We start from the raw sequence: 22,081 nt of genomic DNA on the forward strand, positions 1-22,081 counted from the left end.
ACATTGCCGCTGGGCTTGTGGACATGACTTGGGGTCATGGGTGGATGATCGGGGCCGTTCCGAACCTGAGAGCTGACATTCGTGCAGACCGGACGACGTCCGGTCTGCACGGTCGTGCGCTCCGTTTCGTCTTGATCTCAGCCTTGGTGCCGCTGTCGCTGACGCTGGTTCAATGCGGCAACGCGCCCAATCCGGCGGCGCTTGCGACGAACTCGCAGGCCAACGTGCAGGTCGTTGCGAAGACGAACCAGCAGGTCGCAAGCAGCGACACGTTCGAGGATCGCTTCCCGGCCCCGCAGTTCAGGGAGCGCTTCCCCTCGGCCAGCGAGAGTTTCCTGCAACGGCAGATGTCGGACTTCTCGCCCAAGCGCGCCATGCAGCAGCAGCCGGAGCAGGCGCCCTACAAGGTGGCCTCGCTGGCGCCGCAGGTCCCCTACCAGCGCCCGCCGCGCGAAGACCTGACCACGCTCGTCAGCATGAAGTCGTCCGCCTTCCCCTATTTCGGCAACAACCCCGCCTCCGACGCCCCCTTCCTCAACATCTCCAAGGGCGAGCGCCGCGGCCACCGCAGCTATTCGGGCCGCGTGTTCTGGCAGGACGAGACCTACAATGACAGCCGCGTGCTGATGCACGTGCCCGAGCATTTCGACGTCCGCAAGCCGGGCGTGATCGTGGTGTTCTTCCACGGCAATGGCGCGACGCTCGAGCGAGACGTCCGCGACCGGCAGCTGGTGCCGCAGCAGATCACCGATTCCGGCGCCAATGCCGTGCTGCTCGCACCGCAGATGGCGGTGGATGCCGCCGATTCCAGCGCCGGCAAGTTCTGGCAACCCGGCGGCCTCAAGCGTTTCATGGCGGAATCGGCCGACCATCTTGCCCGCCTCACCGGCGATCCCAACAGCGCCCGCGCCTTCGCCAGCATGCCGATCGTGATCGTCGGCTACAGCGGCGGCTTCCTGCCAACGGCCTGGAGCCTCGAGGTCGGCGGCATCAGCGACCGTGTCCGCGGCGTCGTGCTGCTCGACGCCGTCTATGGCGAGATGGACAAGTTTGCCTCCTGGATCGAAAGCCACCGCTCCGGCTTCTTCGTCAGCTCCTACACCCGCTACACCGCTCGGCGCGACCGCGAGCTGATGAGCATGCTGCGGCAGAAAGGCATCAGCGTCTCCGAGGACATGGACGGCCCGTTGCGTCCCGGCAGCGTGGTGTTCGTCGAAACCGGTGACGGCATCACCCATCGTGATTATGTGACGCGCGCCTGGACACGCGACCCGCTCAAGGACGTGCTGGTGAAGATGTCGGCGACGCCGTCACTCGCGTTGACGCGCGTTGCATCCACCAATCCATCCGCGTCGAGCCGCTAGGCTTGCAATATTGCGCCAGTCGGTATTTGGCCAAGCGTGCCTGCAACTGACTCGGACCTTGATCAAAATGTGATGTTGATGACCGACATCCCCGGGAGCCACCGGATTGTTTCCGCTGGCAACGAACATAGTTTGCCGGCCAAGCTGCCATAGGAATTCTGCGGGGACAGGCCGTGCGTCAAGGATTGTACAAGGTCGACTTCCACACGGTTCACGGCACCGGTTGCGGCGTCGTCTATGTGACGGACGGCAAGATGCGCGGCGGCAATTCCGCTTTCGCGTTCGTCGGCACCTACACGGGCAAAGGCGACAGCATCAAGGTCAAGATCTCGACCGAGCGCTACAATGACGACCCGTCCTTCAAGGCGCTGTTCGGCATCGACCGGATCACCCTGACGCTCGCCGGCCGGGAGGATGGCGAGACCGCGGAATTCGAGGGCACCGCACTGCAAGTGCCTGGCGTTGCCTTCAGGGCCGTGCTGAGCCGGATCAGCGACTGACCGTCCGGCTCCCGGATCTCAAGACTTGGGCTCAGACCCTGGCCTCAGACCTTGGCCTCAGATTTCGGCTTTAGGTCTTGGGCAGTTTCGGAATGCTCTCGGCAAAGCCGTTGAAGCAGGCCAGCCGCTCGTCCTCTTCCTTCAAGAAGCGGCAATCGGCGTAGCCCTTGGCCTTCGCCGGCTTCGGCTTCGGCGTCGGTGGAATAATGGCGTCGTAGCAATTGAGCCGGTCCTTGGTGCCGTCATCGAGGTCGAGGCAGGCCTGGAGTCGGGCCGCGATCGATTGCGGCTTGCCCTTCGGCGCCGCGGCCGGCTTGGCCGTTGCCTCTTTGGTGCCCGCCTTAGTCCCCTTGGGCTTGACCTGCACCAAGGGCTTGTCCCCGACCATCGGTGGCTTGTCGGCTTGCGCGAACGCGGAGGCTGAATAGAGCACCGCGGCAACCGCCAGAATCATCCTCATCTCAGTCAACTCTCTTTGGTCCCCATGACCGGCCTTCTAGCGCCCCGGCGCGCGGTTTGCCAAGCACCTTGCGCACGCGAAAAGGCGGGATTCAGGCGGGAGCTGCGGTTGCCGGCCGGGGCCGGGTCAGGACCACCAGGATCAGCGCGAGCACGACGAAACCGACCGCAACGAAGCCGAGCGCATGCAGCAGTTCGCGGGCGAACAGCAATCCGCCGACGGCAGAGCCGACCGCCTGGCCGACATAAAGAACGGAGGTGTTGAGTGCGACGGTCGCCGATGCGAGTTGTGGCGCGGCCGCGACCAGCCGCACCTGCTGCATCGAATTGGTCGAGGCAAAGCCGAGGCCCCAGATCGCGACTGCACCCGCCATCAACACGAGCGTGCCGGCGCCGAGCGCCCAGCCCGTGATCCCTGCCAGCAGCAGGCAAGTGAACAGCAGCGAGGTGCGATAGGGTCCCGAGGTGTCGACGATGCGGGTCGCGATGACGACGCCGAGGAAGCCGCAGAGGCCGTAGAGAGCGAATACCATGCCGATCGCATCGGGCCCGGCGCCGGTCAGCTTCTTGAGCAGCGGGCCCATAAAGGTGAACACCACGAACTGCCCGGACATCTGCAGCATGGTGATCGCGAGCAACAGCAGGATCGTCCTGCTGCGGCTGACTGCGCTCCAGGTCTTCAGATCCACCGGAGTGCCCTTCAACCCCGCCGGCAGCCGCAGCAGCAACAGCACGAAACTGACGCAGCCGAGCACGCCGATCTCGCCATAGGCCGCGCGCCAGCCGTAGCGGCTGGCGATGAAAGTGATCAGCGGAAGGCCGACGGCGGCGGCGAGCGACCAGCCGAGAAAGATATAGGCGATGGTGCTGCCGCGCCGCTCCACCGGCACGATCAGCGCCGCCGTGCCGGCGGCCTGCGGCGTATAGAGCGCGCCGACCGCAAGCATCACCAGGCGGATAACGAGGAGGCTCGCATATTCGGGTGCAAAGGCCGAGGCGAGATTGCCGAGAGCGAGCACCGCCAGCGTCGTGGTGAGCAGCGTCCGCCGCTCGATACGACTGGTGAGCCAGGCCGTCAGCGGCGAGCCGATGCACAGGATGATTGCGCCGAAGGTGATCAGAAGACCGGCTGCATGGATGCTGACGTCGAGCCCCGTCGCCAATTCCGGCAGCATCCCCGCCGGCGCCAGCACCGAGCAGCCGGTGACGAGGTTGCCGAGCATCAGGGCGGTTGGCGTGAAACGGCCGGCGAAAGGCGACTTTTCCATGCAGCTGCATGTAGAACACGCCTCCGGCCGGTTAAAGGGCGCCGTGCGAAATAGTTGGAGCACCGCCCCGGCTTTTGCGCGCCACTTTCTTGGAAATGCCGGATTGCGCAGGCCGAATCGCCTGATATATCGCTCGTTCCCGCTTACCTGCGCTCGTTCGCAGGAGTGAGCCTCAGGAGAAAAGCAATGACCGACCAGCCCAAGGACCAGCCCAAGTCCGAGCAGCCCAAATCCGAATCCGGCTTTCAGTACAGCCTCAGCAATCTGAGGCCCGTGACCCCGCTGGAAAAGATCACCCTCACCTTCCCCGACGGCGCCCGGCGAGAATACGCCAAGAGCATCACCGGCCTCGAGATCGCCAAGGGCATTTCGCCGTCGCTGGCCAAGCGCACGGTCGCGATGGCGCTCGACGGCGTGGTCTGCGACCTCGACGATCCCATCGAAGCCGATGCCGGGATCGAGCTGATCAACCGTGACGATCCCCGCGCGCTCGAGCTGATCCGCCACGACTGCGCCCACGTGCTGGCCGAAGCCGTGCAGACGCTGTGGCCGGGCACGCAGGTCACCATCGGCCCCGTGATCGAGAACGGCTTCTATTACGACTTCTTCCGCAACGAGCCGTTCACGCCGGAAGACTTTGCCGCGATCGAGAAGAAGATGCGCGAGCTCATCGCGCGCGACAAACCTTTCACGAAGGAGGTTTGGGATCGCGAAAAGACAAAGCAAGTGTTCCGCGACAAGGGCGAGGCGTTCAAGGTCGAGCTGGTGGACGCCATTCCCGGCAACGAGCCGATCAAGATCTACTATCAGGGCGACTGGTTCGATCTGTGCCGCGGCCCGCACATGACCTCGACCGGCAAGGTCGGCAACGCCTTCAAATTGATGAAGGTGGCCGGCGCCTATTGGCGCGGCGACAGCAACAACCCGATGCTGACCCGCATCTACGGCACGGCGTTCGCCAAGCAGGAGGACCTCGACGCCTATCTCAAGCAGATCGAGGAGGCCGAAAAGCGCGACCATCGCAAGCTAGGGCGCGAGCTCGACCTCTTCCATTTCCAGGAGGAAGGTCCGGGCGTCGTCTTCTGGCACCCGAAGGGCTGGACCATCTTCCAGCAGCTGATCGCCTATATGCGCCGGCGCCTGACCGGTGACTACAACGAGGTCAACGCGCCGCAGATCCTCGACAAGTCGTTGTGGGAGACCTCGGGCCATTGGGGCTGGTACCGCGAGAACATGTTCGCGGCGCAGTCGGCCGGTGACGAAGCCGAGGACAAGCGCTGGTTCGCGCTCAAGCCGATGAACTGCCCCGGCCACGTGCAGATCTTCAAGCACGGCCTGAAGAGCTACCGCGACCTGCCGCTGCGGCTCGCCGAGTTCGGCGTGGTGCATCGCTACGAGCCGTCCGGCGCCATGCACGGGCTGATGCGCGTGCGCGGCTTCACCCAGGACGACGCCCACATCTTCTGCATGGAGGACCAGCTCGCCGACGAGTGCCTGAAGATCAACGAGCTCATCCTGTCGACTTACGCCGATTTCGGCTTCACCGGCGATCTCACCGTGAAGCTGTCGACGCGGCCGGAGAAGCGCGTCGGCACCGACGCGATGTGGGACCACGCCGAGCGCGTGATGGCCACCGTGCTGCGCGAGATCCAGTCGCAGAACAATCACATCAAGACCGAGATCAATCCGGGCGAAGGCGCCTTCTACGGGCCGAAGTTCGAATATGTGCTGCGCGACGCCATCGGCCGCGACTGGCAGTGCGGCACCACCCAGGTCGACTTCAACCTGCCGGAGCGGTTCGGTGCGTTCTACATCGACCACGACAGCGGCAAGAAGCCGCCGGTCATGGTGCATCGCGCGATCTGCGGTTCGATGGAGCGCTTCATCGGTATCCTCATCGAGCACTATGCCGGCAACTTCCCGCTCTGGCTGTCGCCGGTGCAGGTGGTGGTCACCACCATCACGTCGGAGGCCGACGAGTATGCCAAGCAGGTGCTGGAGCAGGTCCGGCGCGCGGGGCTTCGGGCCGAGATCGACCTGCGCAACGAAAAGATCAACTACAAGGTCCGCGAGCATTCGCTGGCCAAGATCCCGGCGCTGCTCGTGGTCGGCAAGAAGGAGGCCGAGACGCAGTCGGTTTCCGTCCGCCGGCTCGGCAGCGACGGCCAGAAGGTAACGACGACGGTGGAGGCCATCGCCGCCCTCGTCGACGAGGCGACCCCGCCGGACGTGAAACGGGCGCGTGCGGCCGGCTAGCAGCCGCGCGTCCCTGCGACGCTTTGCGACTCGATTTCGCAACCTGAAGATGTAGTATCCCTCCGTCGTCATGACGGGGGGATCAGCATGAAGCTCGAATCCGCGCGCGCATTGAAGCTGGAGATCGCCAGCGAGGTCGTGCCTCCCGCCGTGGCCGCCATCAGCGCCGCCGGCGGTTTTTCGGTCACCACCTTCGCGCTGCACAAGCTGACCAATGCCGAACCCCTGGTCGCGCTGGGTGTTGCACCGGGAAAAACCGAGAATGACGTCAGGCTCGCTGTCAGATTGCAGCGCCATTCGCTGGAGCGATCGGGCGGATTGCTGGAAAATATCCGCAAGCGCGCCAAGAACGAGGTCGATGTCCGCTTCGTCGGCCGGATCGCCAAGCACGCCCTGCCTTGGTATCGCCAGCGCCAGCGGCCGCTTCAGTGCGGCTGTTCCGTCGGACACTTCAAGATCACGGCGGGAACGATCGGTGCGATCGCCAGGCAACGCAAGACCGGCCATGACGTCATCCTGAGCAACAACCATGTGCTCGCGAACGAAAACGACGCCAAAGCCGGCGACGCCATTCTGCAGGCGGGCGCCTTCGACAAGGGCAAGATGAAGGATGCGGTGGCCAAGCTCACGAAATGGGTGGACCTGCGGCCCAATGGCGCCAATCTTCTCGACGCTGCCATCGCTGCATTGTCAAAGGGCATCGACGCAGACCCGCTGGACTACAAAGGCATCGGCACGCTCGCCGGGGCGCGCATCGCGCCCCTGTCCCCCGGAATGGCGGTATCCAAGGTCGGACGGACCACCGGCGTTACCCATGGGCGGATCAGCGCGATCGAGCTCGACAAGGTCGTGATCCAGTATGACCTCGGAATGATCTCGTTCGACGACCAGGTGGAGATCGAATCCACCGGCGCCACCTCGTTCAGTGCGGGCGGCGATTCCGGCTCGCTGATCCTGGATGGGGAGAACCGCGGCTGTGCCCTGCTGTTCGCCGGCAGCGAAACCGGCGGATCGAACGGCCGCGGCCTCACCTATGCCAATCCGCTCGCAATCGTGCTCAAGAGGCTGGCAATCGACCTGCATGGCAACTAGATTACGGCCATGAACGAGACCAAGATGGCGGCGGTTCGCCGCGCCAAGGAACGGTTCAGCGCGTTGATGCCAAAGGGCCTCGACGTGGTCGGGGTCGGCATCGGCTTGAAGGGCGACGACCCGGCCCTGAAGGTCAATCTTGGAACCGCTCCGAAAGACGACAGCCTGCTGCCGGAAACGATCGACGGCGTGCCCGTTGTCTACGACTATGTCGGCAAAATCCTCAAACGCTGACCGAGGCCGCATCGCAAATCCGGCCGGCCGTCTTTTTACAATCTCTCGAAACAACCTTCCGGTTGCTTCGTCGCCGACCTATCTCGGTGACAGGAGTTGCCACTCCCTATGACGAAAGAGATCTCCGTGCCCGACGCCATCGAACTCCTGAAGACCCGCCGCTCGGTCAAGCCGCGCGAGATGTCCGGCCCCGGCCCCTCCCCGGCCGAGCTCGAGACGATCCTCACCATCGGGGCGCGCGTGCCCGACCACGGCAAGCTCGCGCCCTGGCGCTTCATCATTTTCGAGGGCGATGCACGCCAGCGCGCCGGCGAGGTGATCGCGAAGGTCTTTGCCCGGAAGAATCCCGGCGCGCCCGCGGCGGATGTCGAGACCGAGCGCAAACGCCTCACCGATGCGCCGCTGGTGATCGGCATCGTCAGCTTCACCAGGCCGCATCCCAAGGTGCCGGCCTTCGAGCAGGAATTGTCGGCGGGCGCCAGCGTCATGAACATCGTCACGGCCGCGACCGCGCTCGGCTACGGCGCCTGCTGGCTGACCGGCTGGTTCTCCTTCGATCGCGACGTGCTGGACGGTCTCGGCCTCAAGCCGGACGAGAAGCTTGCCGGCTTCGTCCATATCGGCAAGCCGACCAAGCCGAGCGAGGACCGCCCGCGACCGGTCCTTTCTGAAATCGTGACGCGATTTTAATCGAAGGCTTGTTGACGCCCCCGACGTCTTGCGGCTTTGATCCCGGCGAGGGAGGAAGCCCGGATGATGCGTCGTGAATTTCTGGTCGGGGCCGCGCTGCTTGCAGGTACGATGGCGCGAGGCCGCGCCGCCGACATCCCGGCGCCGTCGTCCGACGGGCTCGACCGCATCACGGCGTACTTCGACAACGAGGTGACGAGCGGCCGGCTGCCGGGCGCCGTGATCCTGGTCCAGCAGCACGGCAAGCCGGTCTATCTGAAGACGTTCGGCGTGCGCGACACCAGGACGGGCCTCGCGATGACGCCCGATACGGTCTTCGCCATCCACTCCATGACCAAGCCGATCACGTGCCTTGGCGCGATGATGCTGATCGACGACGGCAAGCTCGCGCTCGCCGATCCCGTCTCGAAATACATCCCCCTCTTTGCCGATACCAAGGTGGGCCTCGAGGTCACCAATCCCGACGGCACGCTGGCGGTGGATCTCGTGCCGCCAGTCCGTCCCGTCAACATCGAGGATCTGCTGCGGCACACCTCGGGCATCAGCTACGACTATATCGGCGGCAAATGGGTCGAGCAGGCCTACAAGGCCGCCAACATCTTCGAGGGGCAATTCAACAACAGGGAATTCGCCGAGCGCATCGCGAAATTGCCGCTGGCGCGGCAGCCGGGAACGCTGTGGCGCTACGGCCATTCCACCGACGTGCTCGGCAGCGTCATCGAGATCATCTCGGGGCAGACGCTGTACGCATTCCTCAAGCAGCGCATCTTTGATCCACTCGGCATGAGCAGCACCAAGTTCACGCTGGCGACGGAAGACGAGCTCGCGCGGATGGCGCGGCCGCTGCCGAACGACTACATCCTGCTCGCCGCCGAGCGCGACCGCCTCGACCATCCCGAATGGCAGTCCGGCGGCGGCGGGCTGCTCTCGACCATCAGCGACTATCAGCGCTTCTCGCAGATGCTGCTCAACGGCGGCGAGTTCGAGGGCAAGCGCTATCTGAGCGCTGCTGCCTTCAAGGCCATGACGACCGATCACATCGGGCCGGGCTCCGGCGTTGCCCGCGACTATTTCTATTTCCCGGGCGACGGCTTCGGCTATGGCTACGGCCTCGCGATGCGCACCGATCCCGGCAATGCGAAACCTCCGCCGCCGGGCTCGCTTGGCGAGTTGAAATGGGACTCAGGCAGCGGCACCTATTTCGGCGTCGATCCCAAGCTCGACATGGTCTATCTGTTGATGCAGCAGACCCAGAACGAGCGTGGCCGCATCACGCCCGCGTTCAAGGCGCTGGTCTATGACTGCTATCCCGAAGGGCTACGCCGCCCGTGAGGCGCGTCGGCCGAAATCGGCGAGCAGCTTTGCGATCTCGGCAGCAGGCCGCGCCGCGCTGAACAAGAAGCCCTGCACCTCGTTGCAGCCTTCGGCGCGGAGCCAGTCGAGCTGATCCTCGGTCTCGACGCCCTCCGCGGTCGTGGTGATGTTGAGGCTGCGGCCGAGGCCGGAGATCGCGCGCACGATCGCGCCGCAATCGGGCCGCAGCGCCAGATCCTTGACGAAGGAGCGGTCGATCTTGATCTTGTCGAAGGGAAAGCTGCGGAGATAGCTGAGGCTGGAATAGCCGGTGCCGAAATCGTCCATGGAGATGCTGACGCCGAGCTCGCGCAACTGATGCAGGATGGCGAGATTGGCGTCGGTCTCGGCCAGGAAGATCGACTCGGTGATCTCGAGCTCGAGCCGCTTCGGCGACAGGCCGGACCGCGCCAGTGCCGAGATCACGACCTGAACCAGATTGCGGCTGCGGAATTGCGCCGGCGACAGATTGACCGCGACCTTGACGTCGACCGGCCATTTCACCGCCTCGGCGCAGGCCTCGCGCAGCACCCACTCACCGAGCTGGGTGATCAGGCCGATGTCTTCTGCGACCGGAATGAACTCCGCCGGTGAGATCATGCCCTTGTCCGGGTGAAGCCAGCGCAACAGCGACTCGAAGCCGGAGATGCGGTCGGAGGCGATCGACACCAGCGGCTGGTAGTGCAGCTCGAACTCGCCATTGGCAAAGGCGCGGCGCAGATCGAGCTCCATGTCGCGGCGCTTCTGCGCCTGCAGATCCATCTCGCGCTCGAAGAAATGATGCACGCCGCCACCGTCGGACTTCGCCCGGTACAGCGCCATGTCGGCGTTGCGCATCAGCTTTTCCGACGTCACGCCGTCACCCGGCGACAGCGCGATGCCGATGCTGGCACCGATCACCATCTCCTGGCCATCGAGCTCGTAGGGCGCCTTCAGCATGTCGATCAGCAGGCTCGCACAAGGCGCTGGCTTCGTTCGGCGAGACATCGGCCGCGAGAATCACGGCGAACTCGTCGCCGCCGAGCCGCGCCGCGATATTGGCGCCGCGGACCGTGGTGCCCAGACGTGCGGCGACTTCCTTCAACAGGCGGTCGCCCACCGGATGGCCGAAGGAATCGTTGATGTTCTTGAACAGATCGAGATCGATGTAGAGCACGCCGACCCGTTTCCCCGCGGCCTGGTCGAGCGCCTGCTTCAGGCGCTCCTGGAAATATTCGCGGTTCGGCAGGTTGGTGAGCCCGTCATGGTGCGCCATATGGGCGATCCGCGCCTCCGCCTTGCGCCGTTCGGTGATGTCGACCACCGCGACCAGATAACCGTCGCGATCGTCGAAGGCAACGCGGCGGCCGAAGGTGAGCACCTCGATCTCGCTGCCGTCGGCGCGCAGATGCCGCCAGTTGCGCGAGGAGTGATAGGTGTCGCCGACGCATTCGAGCGCCTCGGCGTGGCTGTCCCACTCGTCCTGCGGCCAGATCTCGTGCAGCCTCATGCGCAGGAAGACGGCACGGCTGTAACCGTAATGCTGGACCGCCGCGTCGTTGACGCCGAGGAACTGCTTGGTCTCGGCATCGAACACCCACATCGGCATCGGGTTGTTGTCGAACAGCAGGCGGAACGAGGCGTCGCGCCGCTTCAACACGGTGACATCCGAGATCGTCAGCGAAACCATGTCGGCGAAGGCGGTGGCGCTCAGCCGCAGGTTCCGGCCATCGCTATCGATCTCGAAACAACGAGGGGCGCCGTCCGCAATGACCTCGCGCAATCGATCCATCACCTCGGGCGAAGACAGCAGGCTCTCACCATCGAGGAGTCGTTGCCATTGCAGGGTATGCGGTCCTGCTCCCAGCAGCTTCGAGGCGCCTTGATTGTGGTGCACGACTTGAAAGTCGAACGGCCGTCCACCGGCGTCGCGCAGGGTCGCCAGCGACACCACAGCGTCGTCGGTCGAGGCGAAGATCGCATCCAGCAGGTTGTACTGCGCGCCCCGCTCGTTGACGTAGGCACCGACCAGCGTCGCGCCCCAGCGCGAGGACGTCGGCAGCGCCAGCAGATCGTAGGTCCTGACCATGCCGTCGCGAACGCAATGTGCGCTGGCCTGGTGCGGCCGTCCGTTGTGGAGTGCGCCGGCCACCGCTTCCGACAGCGCCGCGGCGCAATCGGGCGCGAGCCCGGCGACCGGTATGTCCCAGCGCTCCTCGCCCAGCCATTTCTGCACATAACGTCCGCTGCGCGACAGTTCGAGCGCACCGTCGCCCTTGAGCAGCGCGATGTGGTCGGCGAGCCGTCCCAGGCTGCCGAGCATCACGTCCTCGTAGCGCGGCAGCCGTTCGCCCGGCTTCAACGCGGCATGCCATTTGCGTTGAAGCACCGGGATGTCGTCAAACATTTCGGCGGCCGGTTTTCCCGACACTTTCTTCGCGGCACTCATGGCAGTCCCCAACGCACTTTCCGAGGGCATCCAATGCAGGCGCGCTTAAGGACGTGTAAAGAGCGCTCGGGCGCAGGTTCCATTCGGCGACTATGACAGTTTTAAGTCGAGTGTTGGTTAGTGCGCGTTAGAGACCATGACGGTTGTGCGAAGGCGCCGAGCGCGTCCGCCGCGCTCGTGTCCCGGAAGCGCTGCAGCGTTCTTGCGCTGCCGCGCAGAGGCGGGACCCAGAAGACCACACGGATCACGGCGGCATGGGCCCCAAGCTCTACAGCGCATCACTTCGTGCTGCGCAGCGTCCGGGGCACGAGAGCGTTGTCGAATGACCGACATGGGCTCGCATCCTCGCGGCGAATTTCGCCCGAGCTTTGCTTGATCGACTCACCCTCATGAAAGAGGGCGCAGGGAAGACCGGGTGCCGGCTGGCACCCGCGGTCCACTGTGCGAAGTTGCAGTAGGAAATCTGCACAGCGGCATACAGGTGTAGCCAGGACATCCGGCCTTCCCTGCGCAGTGGCTTTACGGCTTATGTCGCGCTCTCCCCGGGGAGCGATGCACTATTGCCCCCGTCGCCTTGCGGATCGCTGATGCGCGCGCCCGGTTGGACGGCACGCATCACCACAAGACTTGGCGCACAGACCCCCGGGCGCCAGGACCACACGATTTTGCCGTACGCGGATCACACCGGTCGTGTGCGCGAGGCCTTCACTCACGGTTGCCCGCCCTGCGAAGCCGTTCGCGCCGGTGTGGCCTGCGTCCACCGCCGTCCGGCCCGCGTTCGTGACGATCGCGATACGCCCCTCTTCCTTGGGCCGAGTGAGACGACACATACGTTGTTTCCGAATTTCGGTAAAGTGGAATATTTTTGCCGATCGGTATCGACCCATGGATGGCGTGTTTTGCCCGTCGTGTAACGCAAGGTGTTGTGGATGCGCAGGGTGAGTTCCCGCAGCGCAACCACCCTACGAGATCACCTCACCCGCCAACCGCTCGACCACGATATCGAGCAGCGCGCGCAGGCGTGCCAGCCGGCGCAGATCGCGGTGGTAGCCGACAAAAGTGTCCCGGCCGGGCGGCGTTGTACCGATATCGAGCGCGACCAGCCGGCGATCGCGGTCGCCGAGCGGACGCGGCAGCACGGCGAACCCGCCACCGCTCGCGCAGAGCTCGGCCTGCGCCTGCCTGTTATTGCTGCGCGAGGCGATTTCCGCATTCGGCAGCGTGCGCTTCAGCCAGACCGCGTCGGGCATGTCGGCGAATTCAGCATTCATGGTGACGACGCGGGCGCCGCTTCCGTTGCCGGCGCGCGGCGCTTTACTGCCCTTCCTGCCGTAGAGCGCGTAGGGAATGTGGAGCAGCTTCCTGGAAATGACTTCAGGCTCGTCGAACCGCTTGATGCGGAAGACGAGGTCGGCCTCGCGGCGCGGCAGGCTGTAGAGGCGCGCATCGGTCAGAAGTTCGACCGTCACCCTGGGATGGCGCTCGCCGAAGGCGGCGATCACCGGCGACAGCATCACCGTCCCGAACCACTCCGACGACGACAAACGCAGCAAGCCGTCGAGCTGGGTCTCCGTGCCGGACGCTCGCCGCTCAAGGGCGATCGCCTCCTCCTCGATCCGCTCGGCATGCTGCAGTACGGCCGTACCCTCGTCGGTGAGGACAAAACCATCGGCGGTGCGCTGGAACAGCGTCTGCCCCAATGCCGTTTCGAGGGCTCGAAGCCGTCGTCCCATGGTCGGCTGGGTCTGGCCGATCTTTCGCGCGGCAGCGCCAAGCGTGCCTTCGCGCGCAATCGCCAGGAAGATGCGCAGATCGCTCCAGTCCATGGGCGTCTCACCATACAAAATTGTATGATAATCGTACATCATTGTTCCTTCTCATGCAAAAATTCATGAGCATATTGGAGGCCGACAACGGAGCAGGACGATCATGACGAGACAATCGACGATGCGTGCGGCTGTGCTGGAGACCCACAACGCACCGCTGCGCATCTCAACCATCTCCACGCCCGACATCGGCCCGTCAGAGGTGCTGGTGCGGGTACGTGCGAGCGGGGTCAATCCGCTCGACACCAAGATTCACGCTGGTGCTGCGGCGCATGCGCGCCACCCGCTGCCTGCCATTCTCGGAATCGATCTCGCCGGCACGGTGGAGCGCACCGGGGACCACGTGACGCAGTTCAAGCCCGGCGACGAGGTCTATGGCATGACCGGCGGCGTCGGCGGCGTGCCGGGATCGCTGGCCGAGTTCGCCGCTGTCGGTGCCGACCTGCTGGCGCTCAAGCCTGGCAATCTCAACATGCGGGAAGCGGCCGCCCTGCCCCTCATTTTCATCACGGCCTGGGAGGGCCTGATCGACCGCGCGGCGTTGAAGGCCGGCCAGAAGGTCTTGATTCACGGCGGCGCGGGCGGCGTCGGCCATGTCGCGATCCAGATTGCACGCGCCTTCGGAGCAGATGTGTTCGCGACCGGCTCGCCGTCGCAGCGCGCCACGATCGAAAGTCTTGGCGCTGTCTTCATCGACCGCGACGTTGCGCCCGAAGATTACGTTACGGAGCAGACCGGAGGACGCGGCTTCGACATCGTCTATGATACCGTCGGGGGCAAGGTGCTCGATGCCTCCTTCGCGGCGGTGCGCTGCTTCGGCCATGTCGTGAGCGCGCTCGGCTGGGGCACGCATGCGCTGGCGCCGCTCTCGTTCCGCGCCGCCACCTATTCCGGCGTGTTCACGCTGCTGCCGCTGCTGTCAGGCGAAGGCCGCGCGCATCACGGAGAGATCATGACGGAGGCGACGCGGCTGGTTGAGGCCGGCAAGCTGATGCCGCGGCTCGACGCCAGACACTTCACGCTGGAGAGTGTTGGCGATGCCTATGCGCTGATCCGGGATCACGCGACGAAGGGCAAGCTGGTCGTGGATGTCTGAGGCGGAGTCTGCAGCCCGGCTCTGCAAAGCTACGGTCGGGCTAGTCCTCGCTGGACGCCGCGAAACGGTTGCGCAGATAGGCTTGCGACAACAGGAAGAATAATGCGCGCTCGCCCTGATATTTGGCGGACGGCCGCGTGCGCTCGAAGCCATCGGCAAAGACCTTGCCGGACTGGTCGCACACCTGCCATCGCCAGCCAAACCGCTTACGCCTGGTGAGTATCACTTCGTACATGCTGACGGGCTTGGTCCCCTGCTCCTGCCGGTTTCACAGGCGTACGAGCCCGCTCCGGCTTCCCCCATATGAAGGATACCCGACATATAACCCAGCCCAACCGAAAGAGAACAAAATTGATTATCGGAAATACGTATCTTGCACCGGCTTTGACGAAGTCGCGATGCTGCTGGAATAAGCCGGTAAGGCCGGTGTTTAGCGCCGCTCCGGCGCAGCTTGGTAGCCCTGGCAAGGGTATTCAAATCGGAACACAGGCGCGAAAGTCCGGTAAGCAGATGCTCACCGGACTTCCATGACGGACGTCAGCGCCCGACGCGGGCCTGCAGATGCGCGGGATAGCGGTCGCCTTGCACGGCCACCCTGGCCAACACCGCTGCAATGGCCGCGAGATCCGCATCCGACAATGTCACCGCCGCCGCGCCGACATTCTCCTCGAGCCGGTGCAGCCTGGTGGTGCCCGGAATCGGCACGATCCACGGTTTCTGCGCGAGCAGCCAGGCCAGCGCGATCTGCGCCGGCGTCACTTTCCGCGCCGCGGCGATCTCGCCAAGCAGATCCACCAGCGTCCGATTGGATTTTCGTGCGCTGGATGAGAAGCGCGGTACGATATTGCGGAAGTCGCTCGCATCGAACGTCGTGCTCTCGGTGATCGCGCCGGTCAGGAAGCCCTTGCCGAGCGGGCTGAAGGGAACGAACCCGATGCCGAGCTCTTCCAGCGTCGGCAGAACCTCGTGCTCCGGCTCGCGCCACCACAGCGAATATTCGCTTTGCAATGCGGTCACGGGCTGGACCGCATGAGCACGGCGGATGGTCGAGGCGCCCGCCTCCGACATGCCGAAGTGCAAGACCTTGCCCTCGCTGATCAATTCCTTCACGGCACCGGCGGTATCCTCGACGGGCACGCCGGGATCGACACGGTGCTGATAGAACAAATCGATGCGGTCGGTCTTGAGTCGCTTCAGCGCTGCCTCCGCGACTGCCTTCACATTGGCCGGCGTGCTGTCGAGCCCGGCGTCGACCTTCCCGCCCTTGAAGCCGAACTTGGTGGCGATCACCACCTTGTCGCGAAACGGTGCAAGCGCATCACCCAGCAGTTCCTCGTTGAGGAAGGGGCCATAGGCCTCCGCAGTGTCGAACAAGGTCACGCCGCGCTCGAAGGCGGTCCTGATCAGCGTGATCGCCTGCGTCTTTTCCGTCGCCGGACCGTAGCCGTAGCTCAGTCCCATGCAGCCGAGACCGAGGGCGGAAACCTCCAGACCACTCTTGCCCAGTTTGCGCGTCTGCATTGCAGCTCTCCTTGAAAATCACGTTCGACTGCGAACTTAAGCCGCATGACACCCTGCGATTAGATGATAAAATCGGCATGTACTCATGATCGGGACTCATGAATGGCCCGCACCAACATCAATGACCTCGTCGCCTTCCTCGCGGTCGCGCGGGAGCGCAGCTTCACCCGCGCCGCGGCCCAGCTCGGCGTGTCGCAATCGGCGCTCAGCCACACGGTCCGGGGCCTGGAGGAACGGCTCGGCCTGCGGCTCTTGACCCGCACAACCCGCAGCGTCGCGCCGACCGAAGCCGGCGAGCGCCTGCTCCGCAATATCGGACCGCGCTTCGCGGAGATCGACGCGGAGCTGTCGGCGCTGACCGCACTGCGCGAGACCCCCGCCGGCACCGTCCGCATCACCACGGGCGAACATTCGGCGCAGACCATCCTGTGGCCGGCGCTCGCAAAGCTGCTGCCGCGCTATCCCGACGTCAAGGTCGAACTCGTCGTCGACTACGGCCTGACCGACATCGTCGCCGAGCGCTACGATGCCGGCGTCCGCCTCGGCGAGCAGGTCGACAAGGACATGATCGCGGTGCGGATCGGGCCGGAGATGCGCATGGCGGTGGTCGGCGCGCCCGCCTATTTCGCCGCGCGCGGCAAGCCGAAGCAGCCGCAGGATCTGACCGCTCACAATTGCATCAATCTTCGCCTGCCGACCTATGGCGGAATCTATGCCTGGGAATTCGAGAAGCGCGGCCGCGCCGTGAAGGTGCGGGTCGACGGCCAGCTCGTGTTCAACACCGGCCTGCTCAGAATGAATGCCGTGCTGGCGGGGCTCGGTCTTGCCTATCTTCCGGAAGACCTCGTGAAGCGGGAGATCGCCGACGGGCGGCTGGTCCGCGTGCTCGCCGACTGGTGCGCGCCGTTTGCGGGCTATCACCTCTATTACCCGAGCCGGCGGCAGCCGACACCGGCTTTTGCGGTGCTGGTGGAGGCGCTCAGGTATCGGAAGTGACCCCCCTCGCAATCCAGAGGCCCTCAGCGGAAAGATTCTGGATTGCTTCGCTACGCTCGCGATGACGGCACGGAGAGAGCTGACGCCCGGTCAGATCGACCCGCGGAGCAGAATCAGCGCGCGACCACTTCGACTTCGCCGTCGACGCCGTTGACGACGTTGAAGCCGCGCTCGTAGACCTTGCCCTCGTTCTTGGCGATGGCGCGGTATTCGCCTTCGGAGAGCACGACGCGCGGGAAGGCGCCGATCGATTCCTTGATGACGTCGCCGCCGGGGGTCAGCACCGACCAGGCGGTGTTGGCAAGCGCCTCGCCGCCCTTGTCGCTGACGAGCTTCAGCGTGATGACGGCAGCACGGTGGGTGATGGTGACGTCGGTGAGCTTGCCGGCCTGGACACGGATGTCCGAGCGCACCACCGAATTGGCGTCGCCATAGTTGGAGATGATGTAGTAGGTCCCCTCGGGGATCAGCACGACGTCGCCGGCGGCGACGTTGGGCACCAGCGCGGCGCGCTCGCCGGCCTCGAACTGGCTGCCCTTGTAGATCGCGAACGAGATCTGGTTCTGCGGAATGCGGCTGGTGCCGACGCGGCCCTCGATGCGCAGGCCGCCGGCCGGCAGCACGAAGGACTCGCGATCGGTCTCGGCCTTCAGGCTGACCGTGCGCACCGCGCTGACGAGGCCGAAGGCGACATGCACGACGTAATTGCCGGGCGGCAGAACGATGTTCGGGGTGGCGTTGCGGTCCTCGCGGATCAGCTTGAAGGTGCCGTTCTCGTCGGGGCGGTCGGCGAACACGCGCCAGACCAGGCCGCTGGTGATCGCGGGAGCTTCCTTGCCGTATTTCGCGGTCAGCGACAGCACGCCCTGGCCGGGCACGGCGGCGTTGAGCGGCGCGGCCGGCGGCACGGTGCTGACCGCGGGCGGCGGCATGCTGGGCGAAACCGGCTGCGTCAGGGTCGGCGGCAGGCTTGGCTGAAGGCTTGGCTGAAGGCCTGGCGGTCCGGCGCCCGGCCCGGAGGGCGGTGCCAGATTGATGGCGCCGCCGGGATCGGGCACCGAGGCGGGCGGCACCGGCGGCGGACGATCAGAGAAAAGCTGCGCCTGCGCAGCGCCTTGACCAAGGGTAACGAGGCACGCAGCAACGATCAGCGCCGGCAGCAGCGATACGCTGCGCCGCCATCCGATGATGCCGTCACGCCTGAGAGTCATGCCCCTGCTTTTCACCGAAAACGCGGCAAATTCAAGCCTCTGAAACCCCGGGAAATACGGCCCGATACGGTTTTTTGGAACCCGCTTGACGCTTGCGTGATTACGCTGAAGGCAACCGCCCCCGCCATACTCCTGCCCCGTGCCCTTCCCAAACCGGCATAAACCATGCTTCGCGCCGGTTCTGGCGAAGCGCAAATACGGTGCCTAGTCTGATGAGTGGGGCTGGCCCGGCGTAGGAGAGTTTCGGTGCTGGATATCTTGAAGGGTCGAGGCGCGAACGGCTCGAATGGCGACAAGGTGGCCGAGAAGGTTGGCCTGGGCAGCATCCGCCGGCCGGTCATTGGCCTTGCCCTCGGTGGCGGTGCCGCCCGCGGCTTCGCCCATATCGGCATTATCAGGACCCTGCTCGCCAACGGAATCGTACCCGACGTCGTGGTCGGCACCTCGATCGGCGCGGTGGTCGGCGGCCTCTATGCGGCCGGCCGGCTCGATACTCTGGAAGAATGGGGCCGGAGCCTGCAAGGCATGCGCAACATCCTCGGCTATCTCGACATCCGCCTCAACGGCTCGGGCCTGATCGGCGGCGAGAAGCTGGCGACCCGGCTCGAGGAAGCCTGCGGCCAGACCCCGATCGAGGACCTCCCGATCAAGTTCGCCGCGGTCGCGACCGAGGTTCGCACCGGCCACGAGATCTGGCTGACGCGCGGCCGCGTGGTCGATGCGATGCGCGCCTCCTACGCCCTGCCCGGCATCTTCACTCCGGTCCTGATCGGCGATCGCTGGCTGGTCGACGGCGCGTTGGTGAACCCGGTGCCGGTCTCGGCCGCCCGCGCGCTCGGCGCCGAAATCGTCATCGCCGCAAATCTTTCCAGCGATATCTTCACCTATTCGACGACGGTCTATTCGCACGGCGCGATGCCTGAACCGGTGATTCCCGTGAGCGAAGAGACGACGTCAAAGCGGCGCTTCCCGAGATTCTTCTCGCCTGAGAAGACGGTGAAGCGCGAGTTCTTCGGAGGTGGCAGCGCCCGGCCCGGCCTCTCTTCGGTGATGGTCGACGCCTTCAACATCATGCAGGACCGCATCACCCGCGCCCGCCTCGCCGGCGATCCGCCGGATCTGCTGATCACGCCGCGGGTCGGCCAGTTCGGCTGGTTCGACTTCCACCGCTCCGAAGACCTCATCGCCTTGGGCACCCGCGCCGCCGAGCGTGCACTGGACTCCATCCAGGAGGCAATCCACGTGCTGGCGCCGCCGCCCGAGGGCACGGCGCCGAAAGTTGGCGCGCAAGACTGATCAGGTCGTCTAACTGATCAGGCCGTCTTGATGTAGTCGCGCAGGGCTTCCTGCTCGGCTTCGTATTCGCGGACGCGCCATTTGACGATGTCGCCGATCGAGATCAGGCCGACCACCTTGCCGTTGTCGACGACGGGCAGGTGGCGGAACTTGCCTGTTGTCATCATCTCCATGAGCTCGGCGACCGTGTCGGCTTCCTTGCAGCTCACGACCTTGCGGGTCATGACCTGAGCGACCGGTTCCTCCAGCACGGAAGCGCCGCGCTCGCCGAGCACGCGCACGATGTCGCGCTCGGACAGGATGCCTTCGAGCCGGCTCTGGTTCATCACCAGCACCGCGCCGATCTTCTTCTCACCGAGCAGCTTGACCGCGGCGGCCAGCTTGGCGTCGGGCTCGACGCTCATGATCTGGTGGCCCTTGCTGTTGAGAATCGAACGTACCGTCATTGTCGCCTCCCTGAATCGGAACCGTCCGCCTTTGGCGGTCCGGACTTGTTCTTCGAGTCTTCAACTAACAGTTTCGGCGCCGGTTTCACGCTTCAGGCGCTTTGCGAAGCATCGCCGCTAGCGGCTTGTCGCTTCGGAACATTCTTGGCGCAAATGATGGATGAATTCGGGCGGCACCGCAAGCGCCGCTTCAAATACGGTCTGAAACGTCCTGTGATGACGCATCCGCAGCATCGTTTCGCATGCGCGGCACGGGATCGAACAACGCAAACAGCAGGAGTCCCGCGAAGAAGCCGCCGATATGCGCCTGCCAGGCGACGCTCGTGGTCTCGGAATCGATCCCGATCGCACCGACGCCGAAGATGATGTTGACGCCGAACCACACCGCGAGGAAGCCCACCACCCGCCCGTCGCGCAGCGCCCGCGACAGCGGCAGCGCCGGAACTCTTGCGGCGGTATCGGCGTCCGATCGGTTGAACGACAGGAAGCTGCCGCGGACGAAGGCGAAGCGGATCGCCGCCGCCATCGCGCCCGACACCGAGGCCGAGGCGCCGATCATCGGCGCCACCGCGTGCTCGTGGGTCACGAGATGGGCGAGCGCGCCGGCCGCCGCCGTCACCGCGAGAAACAGGAAGAACCTGACAGGGCCAAAGCGCCGCGCCAGCGCACTGCCGAACGGCAGCAGCCAAAGCACGTTGAAGCCGAGATGGGTGAGATTGGCGTGCAGCAGCGAATAGGTGACGAAACTCCAGACCTTGGCGCCGGCCCCGCCAGGAATCTGCAGATTGAGCAGCGAGGCATCGTAGCGCTTGGGGATGAAGCCGAAGACGTCGATGGTCCAGTTCTCGAGCTCCGGCGGCAGCAGCACCCGCAGATGGATGACGGCCAGCAGGACGATATAGGCTGTCAGGGCCAGGGGCAGCGTCAGGATCGGCTCGCGCGGAGCCGCCTCGACGACGGCCGGCACGTCTGGCGACGAATCCTGCGGCGGAGAATCTTGCGGGGAATCCAAGGCAGCGTCGCTTTCAAGCCCGATCGGAGCGATCCGCTTGGAGATAGTCGCCTTTACCTGCCTTGCGCAAGTGAACAAAAGGAAAAGGCAGGGCCCTGGGAAGCCCTGCCTATCCGTGTCGGCCTTCCGGTACTCCCAGGGAATTAAGGTGTATCCCCACCCCTCCCCGCAGCCCGTGACCAAACTGTTTGACGCCCGTGTACAGGCCTCGCCGAGAACCTGGAGAAAAGCGGCAAGGCTTGCGACCGCGGTCACCATAGCAGGCGCCATGCCGGCGCAAAGCGCATAGTTAATTTAACGTTAACGACGCAAAGACGGCTCCGGAGGCGGCGAAAACGCCCTCGCGGCATGGACGCTGCAAATCCCCTCCTGCACAACAACAAAGGGATCGCGGGTGCACTGATGCGGGACAGGTTTGTCCCGCAAGGTTGCACCCCGGGGTGAGCGTTCAGTCATGAAACATCCGTCGAGCCGCGCGTTCTTCGCGTATTGGGACAACAAGCGCGGCGCTGCGCGGGCCCCTGACCGGGCCGATATCGACCCGGCGGCCGTCCGCGGCCTGCTCGGCGACATCTTCGTGCTGTCCTGCGAGCCCAGGTTCGGCTTTCCGTTCCGCGTCGCCGGCACGCGCGTCTGCGCGCTCGCGGGACTGGACCTCAAGGACCAGAGTTTTGCGGCGCTGTTCACGGATGCCAGCCGCCGCGAGATCGAGGAGATCACGACAATCGTCGCCGACGAGACGCTGGGTGCGATCGCCGGTGTCACTGCCGCGCGCGAGGACGGCAGCAAGGCGCATCTCGAGCTGCTGCTGCTGCCCTTCAACGCCCGCCCGCATACGCCGGTGAGCGTGACCGGCGTGCTCGCGCCGTTCGACGACGAATACGGCTCGCTTGGCCCGTTCGCCCTCACCTCCTGGCGCTATCTGCACCAGCCGGAGAAGCTGCTGCCGCGTGCGATCCGCAAATTGCAGGTCGCCCGCGGTCTGATGGTGTATGAGGGACTGCGGTAGCTCTCGTTTCGATCTGAGCGACCT

19 protein-coding genes and 1 pseudogene are annotated in these 22,081 nt (G+C 65.0%); 11 read left to right on the forward strand and 9 right to left on the reverse strand.

The window, feature by feature from the left end:
• Nucleotides 1–44: 44 nt before the first annotated feature.
• Together OC450_RS29340 and OC450_RS29345 are read left to right on the forward strand one after the other, a co-directional pair.
• Nucleotides 45–1,364: an alpha/beta hydrolase gene (locus OC450_RS29340; protein WP_262049162.1), complete on the forward strand. Its 1,320-nt coding sequence runs from the start codon at nucleotides 45–47 to the stop codon at nucleotides 1,362–1,364.
• A gap of 173 nt (nucleotides 1,365–1,537) precedes the next feature.
• Nucleotides 1,538–1,864 (forward strand): GrlR family regulatory protein, encoded by a 327-nt coding sequence (locus OC450_RS29345; protein WP_211386847.1) that lies wholly within the window; start codon nucleotides 1,538–1,540, stop codon nucleotides 1,862–1,864.
• Nucleotides 1,865–1,934: 70 nt separating this feature from the next.
• Here OC450_RS29345 and OC450_RS29350 read toward each other — a convergent pair whose 3' ends face one another.
• Together OC450_RS29350 and OC450_RS29355 are read right to left on the reverse strand one after the other, a co-directional pair.
• Nucleotides 1,935–2,324 carry a hypothetical protein gene (locus OC450_RS29350; protein WP_262049163.1) on the reverse strand — a complete coding sequence of 130 codons (390 nt, stop codon included), beginning with the start codon at nucleotides 2,322–2,324 and terminating at the stop codon, nucleotides 1,935–1,937.
• A 91-nt stretch (nucleotides 2,325–2,415) separates the two neighbouring features.
• Entirely contained in the window at nucleotides 2,416–3,591 is a 1,176-nt protein-coding gene (locus OC450_RS29355; RefSeq protein ID WP_262049164.1) for an MFS transporter, read from the reverse strand.
• 186 nt (nucleotides 3,592–3,777) lie between these two features.
• Between OC450_RS29355 and thrS the strand changes: the two genes are divergently transcribed.
• The 5 genes from thrS (at nucleotide 3,778) to OC450_RS29380 (ending at nucleotide 9,195) form a co-directional block, all read left to right on the forward strand.
• Nucleotides 3,778–5,847, forward strand: coding sequence for a threonine--tRNA ligase (gene thrS / locus OC450_RS29360; protein WP_256807824.1), 2,070 nt, complete (start codon nucleotides 3,778–3,780; stop codon nucleotides 5,845–5,847).
• A gap of 87 nt (nucleotides 5,848–5,934) precedes the next feature.
• Nucleotides 5,935–6,939: a hypothetical protein gene (locus OC450_RS29365; RefSeq protein WP_211386843.1), complete on the forward strand. Its 1,005-nt coding sequence runs from the start codon at nucleotides 5,935–5,937 to the stop codon at nucleotides 6,937–6,939.
• 24 nt (nucleotides 6,940–6,963) lie between these two features.
• Complete coding sequence (locus tag OC450_RS29370) at nucleotides 6,964–7,173, forward strand: hypothetical protein (RefSeq protein WP_262049165.1); 210 nt, start codon at nucleotides 6,964–6,966, stop codon at nucleotides 7,171–7,173.
• Nucleotides 7,174–7,299: 126 nt separating this feature from the next.
• Nucleotides 7,300–7,863 carry a nitroreductase gene (locus OC450_RS29375; RefSeq protein ID WP_211386932.1) on the forward strand — a complete coding sequence of 188 codons (564 nt, stop codon included), beginning with the start codon at nucleotides 7,300–7,302 and terminating at the stop codon, nucleotides 7,861–7,863.
• 63 nt (nucleotides 7,864–7,926) lie between these two features.
• Nucleotides 7,927–9,195, forward strand: coding sequence for a serine hydrolase domain-containing protein (locus OC450_RS29380; RefSeq protein ID WP_211386841.1), 1,269 nt, complete (start codon nucleotides 7,927–7,929; stop codon nucleotides 9,193–9,195).
• On the opposite strand, the pseudogene OC450_RS29385 reads toward OC450_RS29380, so the two are convergent.
• Nucleotides 9,181–11,644 (reverse strand): annotated as a pseudogene (locus OC450_RS29385) (putative bifunctional diguanylate cyclase/phosphodiesterase). The gene OC450_RS29380 and the pseudogene OC450_RS29385 overlap by 15 nt on opposite strands.
• Before the next feature lie 962 nt (nucleotides 11,645–12,606).
• Complete coding sequence (locus OC450_RS29390; protein ID WP_262049166.1) at nucleotides 12,607–13,470, reverse strand: LysR family transcriptional regulator; 864 nt, start codon at nucleotides 13,468–13,470, stop codon at nucleotides 12,607–12,609.
• Between the two features lie 103 nt (nucleotides 13,471–13,573).
• On the opposite strand from OC450_RS29390, the gene OC450_RS29395 reads away from it, so the two are divergent.
• The gene (locus OC450_RS29395) at nucleotides 13,574–14,566 is read left to right on the forward strand and encodes a zinc-dependent alcohol dehydrogenase family protein (protein ID WP_256807827.1); all 993 of its coding nucleotides are present in this window, start codon (nucleotides 13,574–13,576) and stop codon (nucleotides 14,564–14,566) included.
• A gap of 40 nt (nucleotides 14,567–14,606) precedes the next feature.
• On the opposite strand, the gene OC450_RS29400 is transcribed toward OC450_RS29395, so the two are convergent.
• Together OC450_RS29400 and OC450_RS29405 are read right to left on the reverse strand one after the other, a co-directional pair.
• Nucleotides 14,607–14,801: a hypothetical protein gene (locus tag OC450_RS29400; RefSeq protein ID WP_211385092.1), complete on the reverse strand. Its 195-nt coding sequence runs from the start codon at nucleotides 14,799–14,801 to the stop codon at nucleotides 14,607–14,609.
• 302 nt (nucleotides 14,802–15,103) lie between these two features.
• Nucleotides 15,104–16,087: an aldo/keto reductase gene (locus OC450_RS29405; protein WP_211385093.1), complete on the reverse strand. Its 984-nt coding sequence runs from the start codon at nucleotides 16,085–16,087 to the stop codon at nucleotides 15,104–15,106.
• Between the two features lie 102 nt (nucleotides 16,088–16,189).
• On the opposite strand from OC450_RS29405, the gene OC450_RS29410 reads away from it, so the two are divergent.
• The gene (locus OC450_RS29410) at nucleotides 16,190–17,083 is read left to right on the forward strand and encodes a LysR family transcriptional regulator (RefSeq protein WP_211385094.1); all 894 of its coding nucleotides are present in this window, start codon (nucleotides 16,190–16,192) and stop codon (nucleotides 17,081–17,083) included.
• A gap of 113 nt (nucleotides 17,084–17,196) precedes the next feature.
• Here the strand turns inward: OC450_RS29410 and OC450_RS29415 are convergent, their stop codons facing one another.
• Nucleotides 17,197–18,294 carry a hypothetical protein gene (locus OC450_RS29415; RefSeq protein WP_256807829.1) on the reverse strand — a complete coding sequence of 366 codons (1,098 nt, stop codon included), beginning with the start codon at nucleotides 18,292–18,294 and terminating at the stop codon, nucleotides 17,197–17,199.
• Nucleotides 18,295–18,540: 246 nt separating this feature from the next.
• Between OC450_RS29415 and OC450_RS29420 the strand changes: the two genes are divergently transcribed.
• Nucleotides 18,541–19,590: a patatin-like phospholipase family protein gene (locus tag OC450_RS29420; protein ID WP_262049167.1), complete on the forward strand. Its 1,050-nt coding sequence runs from the start codon at nucleotides 18,541–18,543 to the stop codon at nucleotides 19,588–19,590.
• 17 nt (nucleotides 19,591–19,607) lie between these two features.
• Here the strand turns inward: OC450_RS29420 and OC450_RS29425 are convergent, their stop codons facing one another.
• Both OC450_RS29425 and OC450_RS29430 read right to left on the reverse strand, forming a co-directional pair.
• Complete coding sequence (locus OC450_RS29425) at nucleotides 19,608–20,036, reverse strand: CBS domain-containing protein (RefSeq protein WP_211385097.1); 429 nt, start codon at nucleotides 20,034–20,036, stop codon at nucleotides 19,608–19,610.
• A gap of 190 nt (nucleotides 20,037–20,226) precedes the next feature.
• On the reverse strand, nucleotides 20,227–21,048 hold the full coding sequence (locus tag OC450_RS29430) for a rhomboid family intramembrane serine protease (RefSeq protein WP_211385098.1): 822 nt from the start codon (nucleotides 21,046–21,048) through the stop codon (nucleotides 20,227–20,229).
• Between the two features lie 454 nt (nucleotides 21,049–21,502).
• Between OC450_RS29430 and OC450_RS29435 the strand changes: the two genes are divergently transcribed.
• Nucleotides 21,503–22,057 (forward strand): PAS domain-containing protein, encoded by a 555-nt coding sequence (locus OC450_RS29435; protein ID WP_262049168.1) that lies wholly within the window; start codon nucleotides 21,503–21,505, stop codon nucleotides 22,055–22,057.
• Nucleotides 22,058–22,081 lie beyond the last annotated feature (24 nt).

The organism is Bradyrhizobium sp. Bra78, assembly GCF_024519855.1.
GTDB lineage: Bacteria > Pseudomonadota > Alphaproteobacteria > Rhizobiales > Xanthobacteraceae > Bradyrhizobium > Bradyrhizobium japonicum_G.

Coding starts and splice junctions, on each gene's coding strand:
- OC450_RS29370 (WP_262049165.1), top strand. CDS start 6,964: ATGGCGGCGGTTCGCCGCGCCAAGGAACGGTTCAGCGCGTTGATGCCA.
- OC450_RS29395 (WP_256807827.1), top strand. CDS start 13,574: ATGACGAGACAATCGACGATGCGTGCGGCTGTGCTGGAGACCCACAAC.
- OC450_RS29410 (WP_211385094.1), top strand. CDS start 16,190: ATGGCCCGCACCAACATCAATGACCTCGTCGCCTTCCTCGCGGTCGCG.
- OC450_RS29405 (WP_211385093.1), bottom strand. CDS start 16,087: ATGCAGACGCGCAAACTGGGCAAGAGTGGTCTGGAGGTTTCCGCCCTC.
- OC450_RS29380 (WP_211386841.1), top strand. CDS start 7,927: ATGATGCGTCGTGAATTTCTGGTCGGGGCCGCGCTGCTTGCAGGTACG.
- OC450_RS29435 (WP_262049168.1), top strand. CDS start 21,503: ATGAAACATCCGTCGAGCCGCGCGTTCTTCGCGTATTGGGACAACAAG.
- OC450_RS29350 (WP_262049163.1), bottom strand. CDS start 2,324: ATGAGGATGATTCTGGCGGTTGCCGCGGTGCTCTATTCAGCCTCCGCG.
- OC450_RS29340 (WP_262049162.1), top strand. CDS start 45: ATGATCGGGGCCGTTCCGAACCTGAGAGCTGACATTCGTGCAGACCGG.
- OC450_RS29400 (WP_211385092.1), bottom strand. CDS start 14,801: ATGTACGAAGTGATACTCACCAGGCGTAAGCGGTTTGGCTGGCGATGG.
- thrS (WP_256807824.1), top strand. CDS start 3,778: ATGACCGACCAGCCCAAGGACCAGCCCAAGTCCGAGCAGCCCAAATCC.
- OC450_RS29390 (WP_262049166.1), bottom strand. CDS start 13,470: ATGGACTGGAGCGATCTGCGCATCTTCCTGGCGATTGCGCGCGAAGGC.
- OC450_RS29425 (WP_211385097.1), bottom strand. CDS start 20,036: ATGACGGTACGTTCGATTCTCAACAGCAAGGGCCACCAGATCATGAGC.
- OC450_RS29355 (WP_262049164.1), bottom strand. CDS start 3,591: ATGGAAAAGTCGCCTTTCGCCGGCCGTTTCACGCCAACCGCCCTGATG.
- OC450_RS29415 (WP_256807829.1), bottom strand. CDS start 18,294: ATGACTCTCAGGCGTGACGGCATCATCGGATGGCGGCGCAGCGTATCG.
- OC450_RS29365 (WP_211386843.1), top strand. CDS start 5,935: ATGAAGCTCGAATCCGCGCGCGCATTGAAGCTGGAGATCGCCAGCGAG.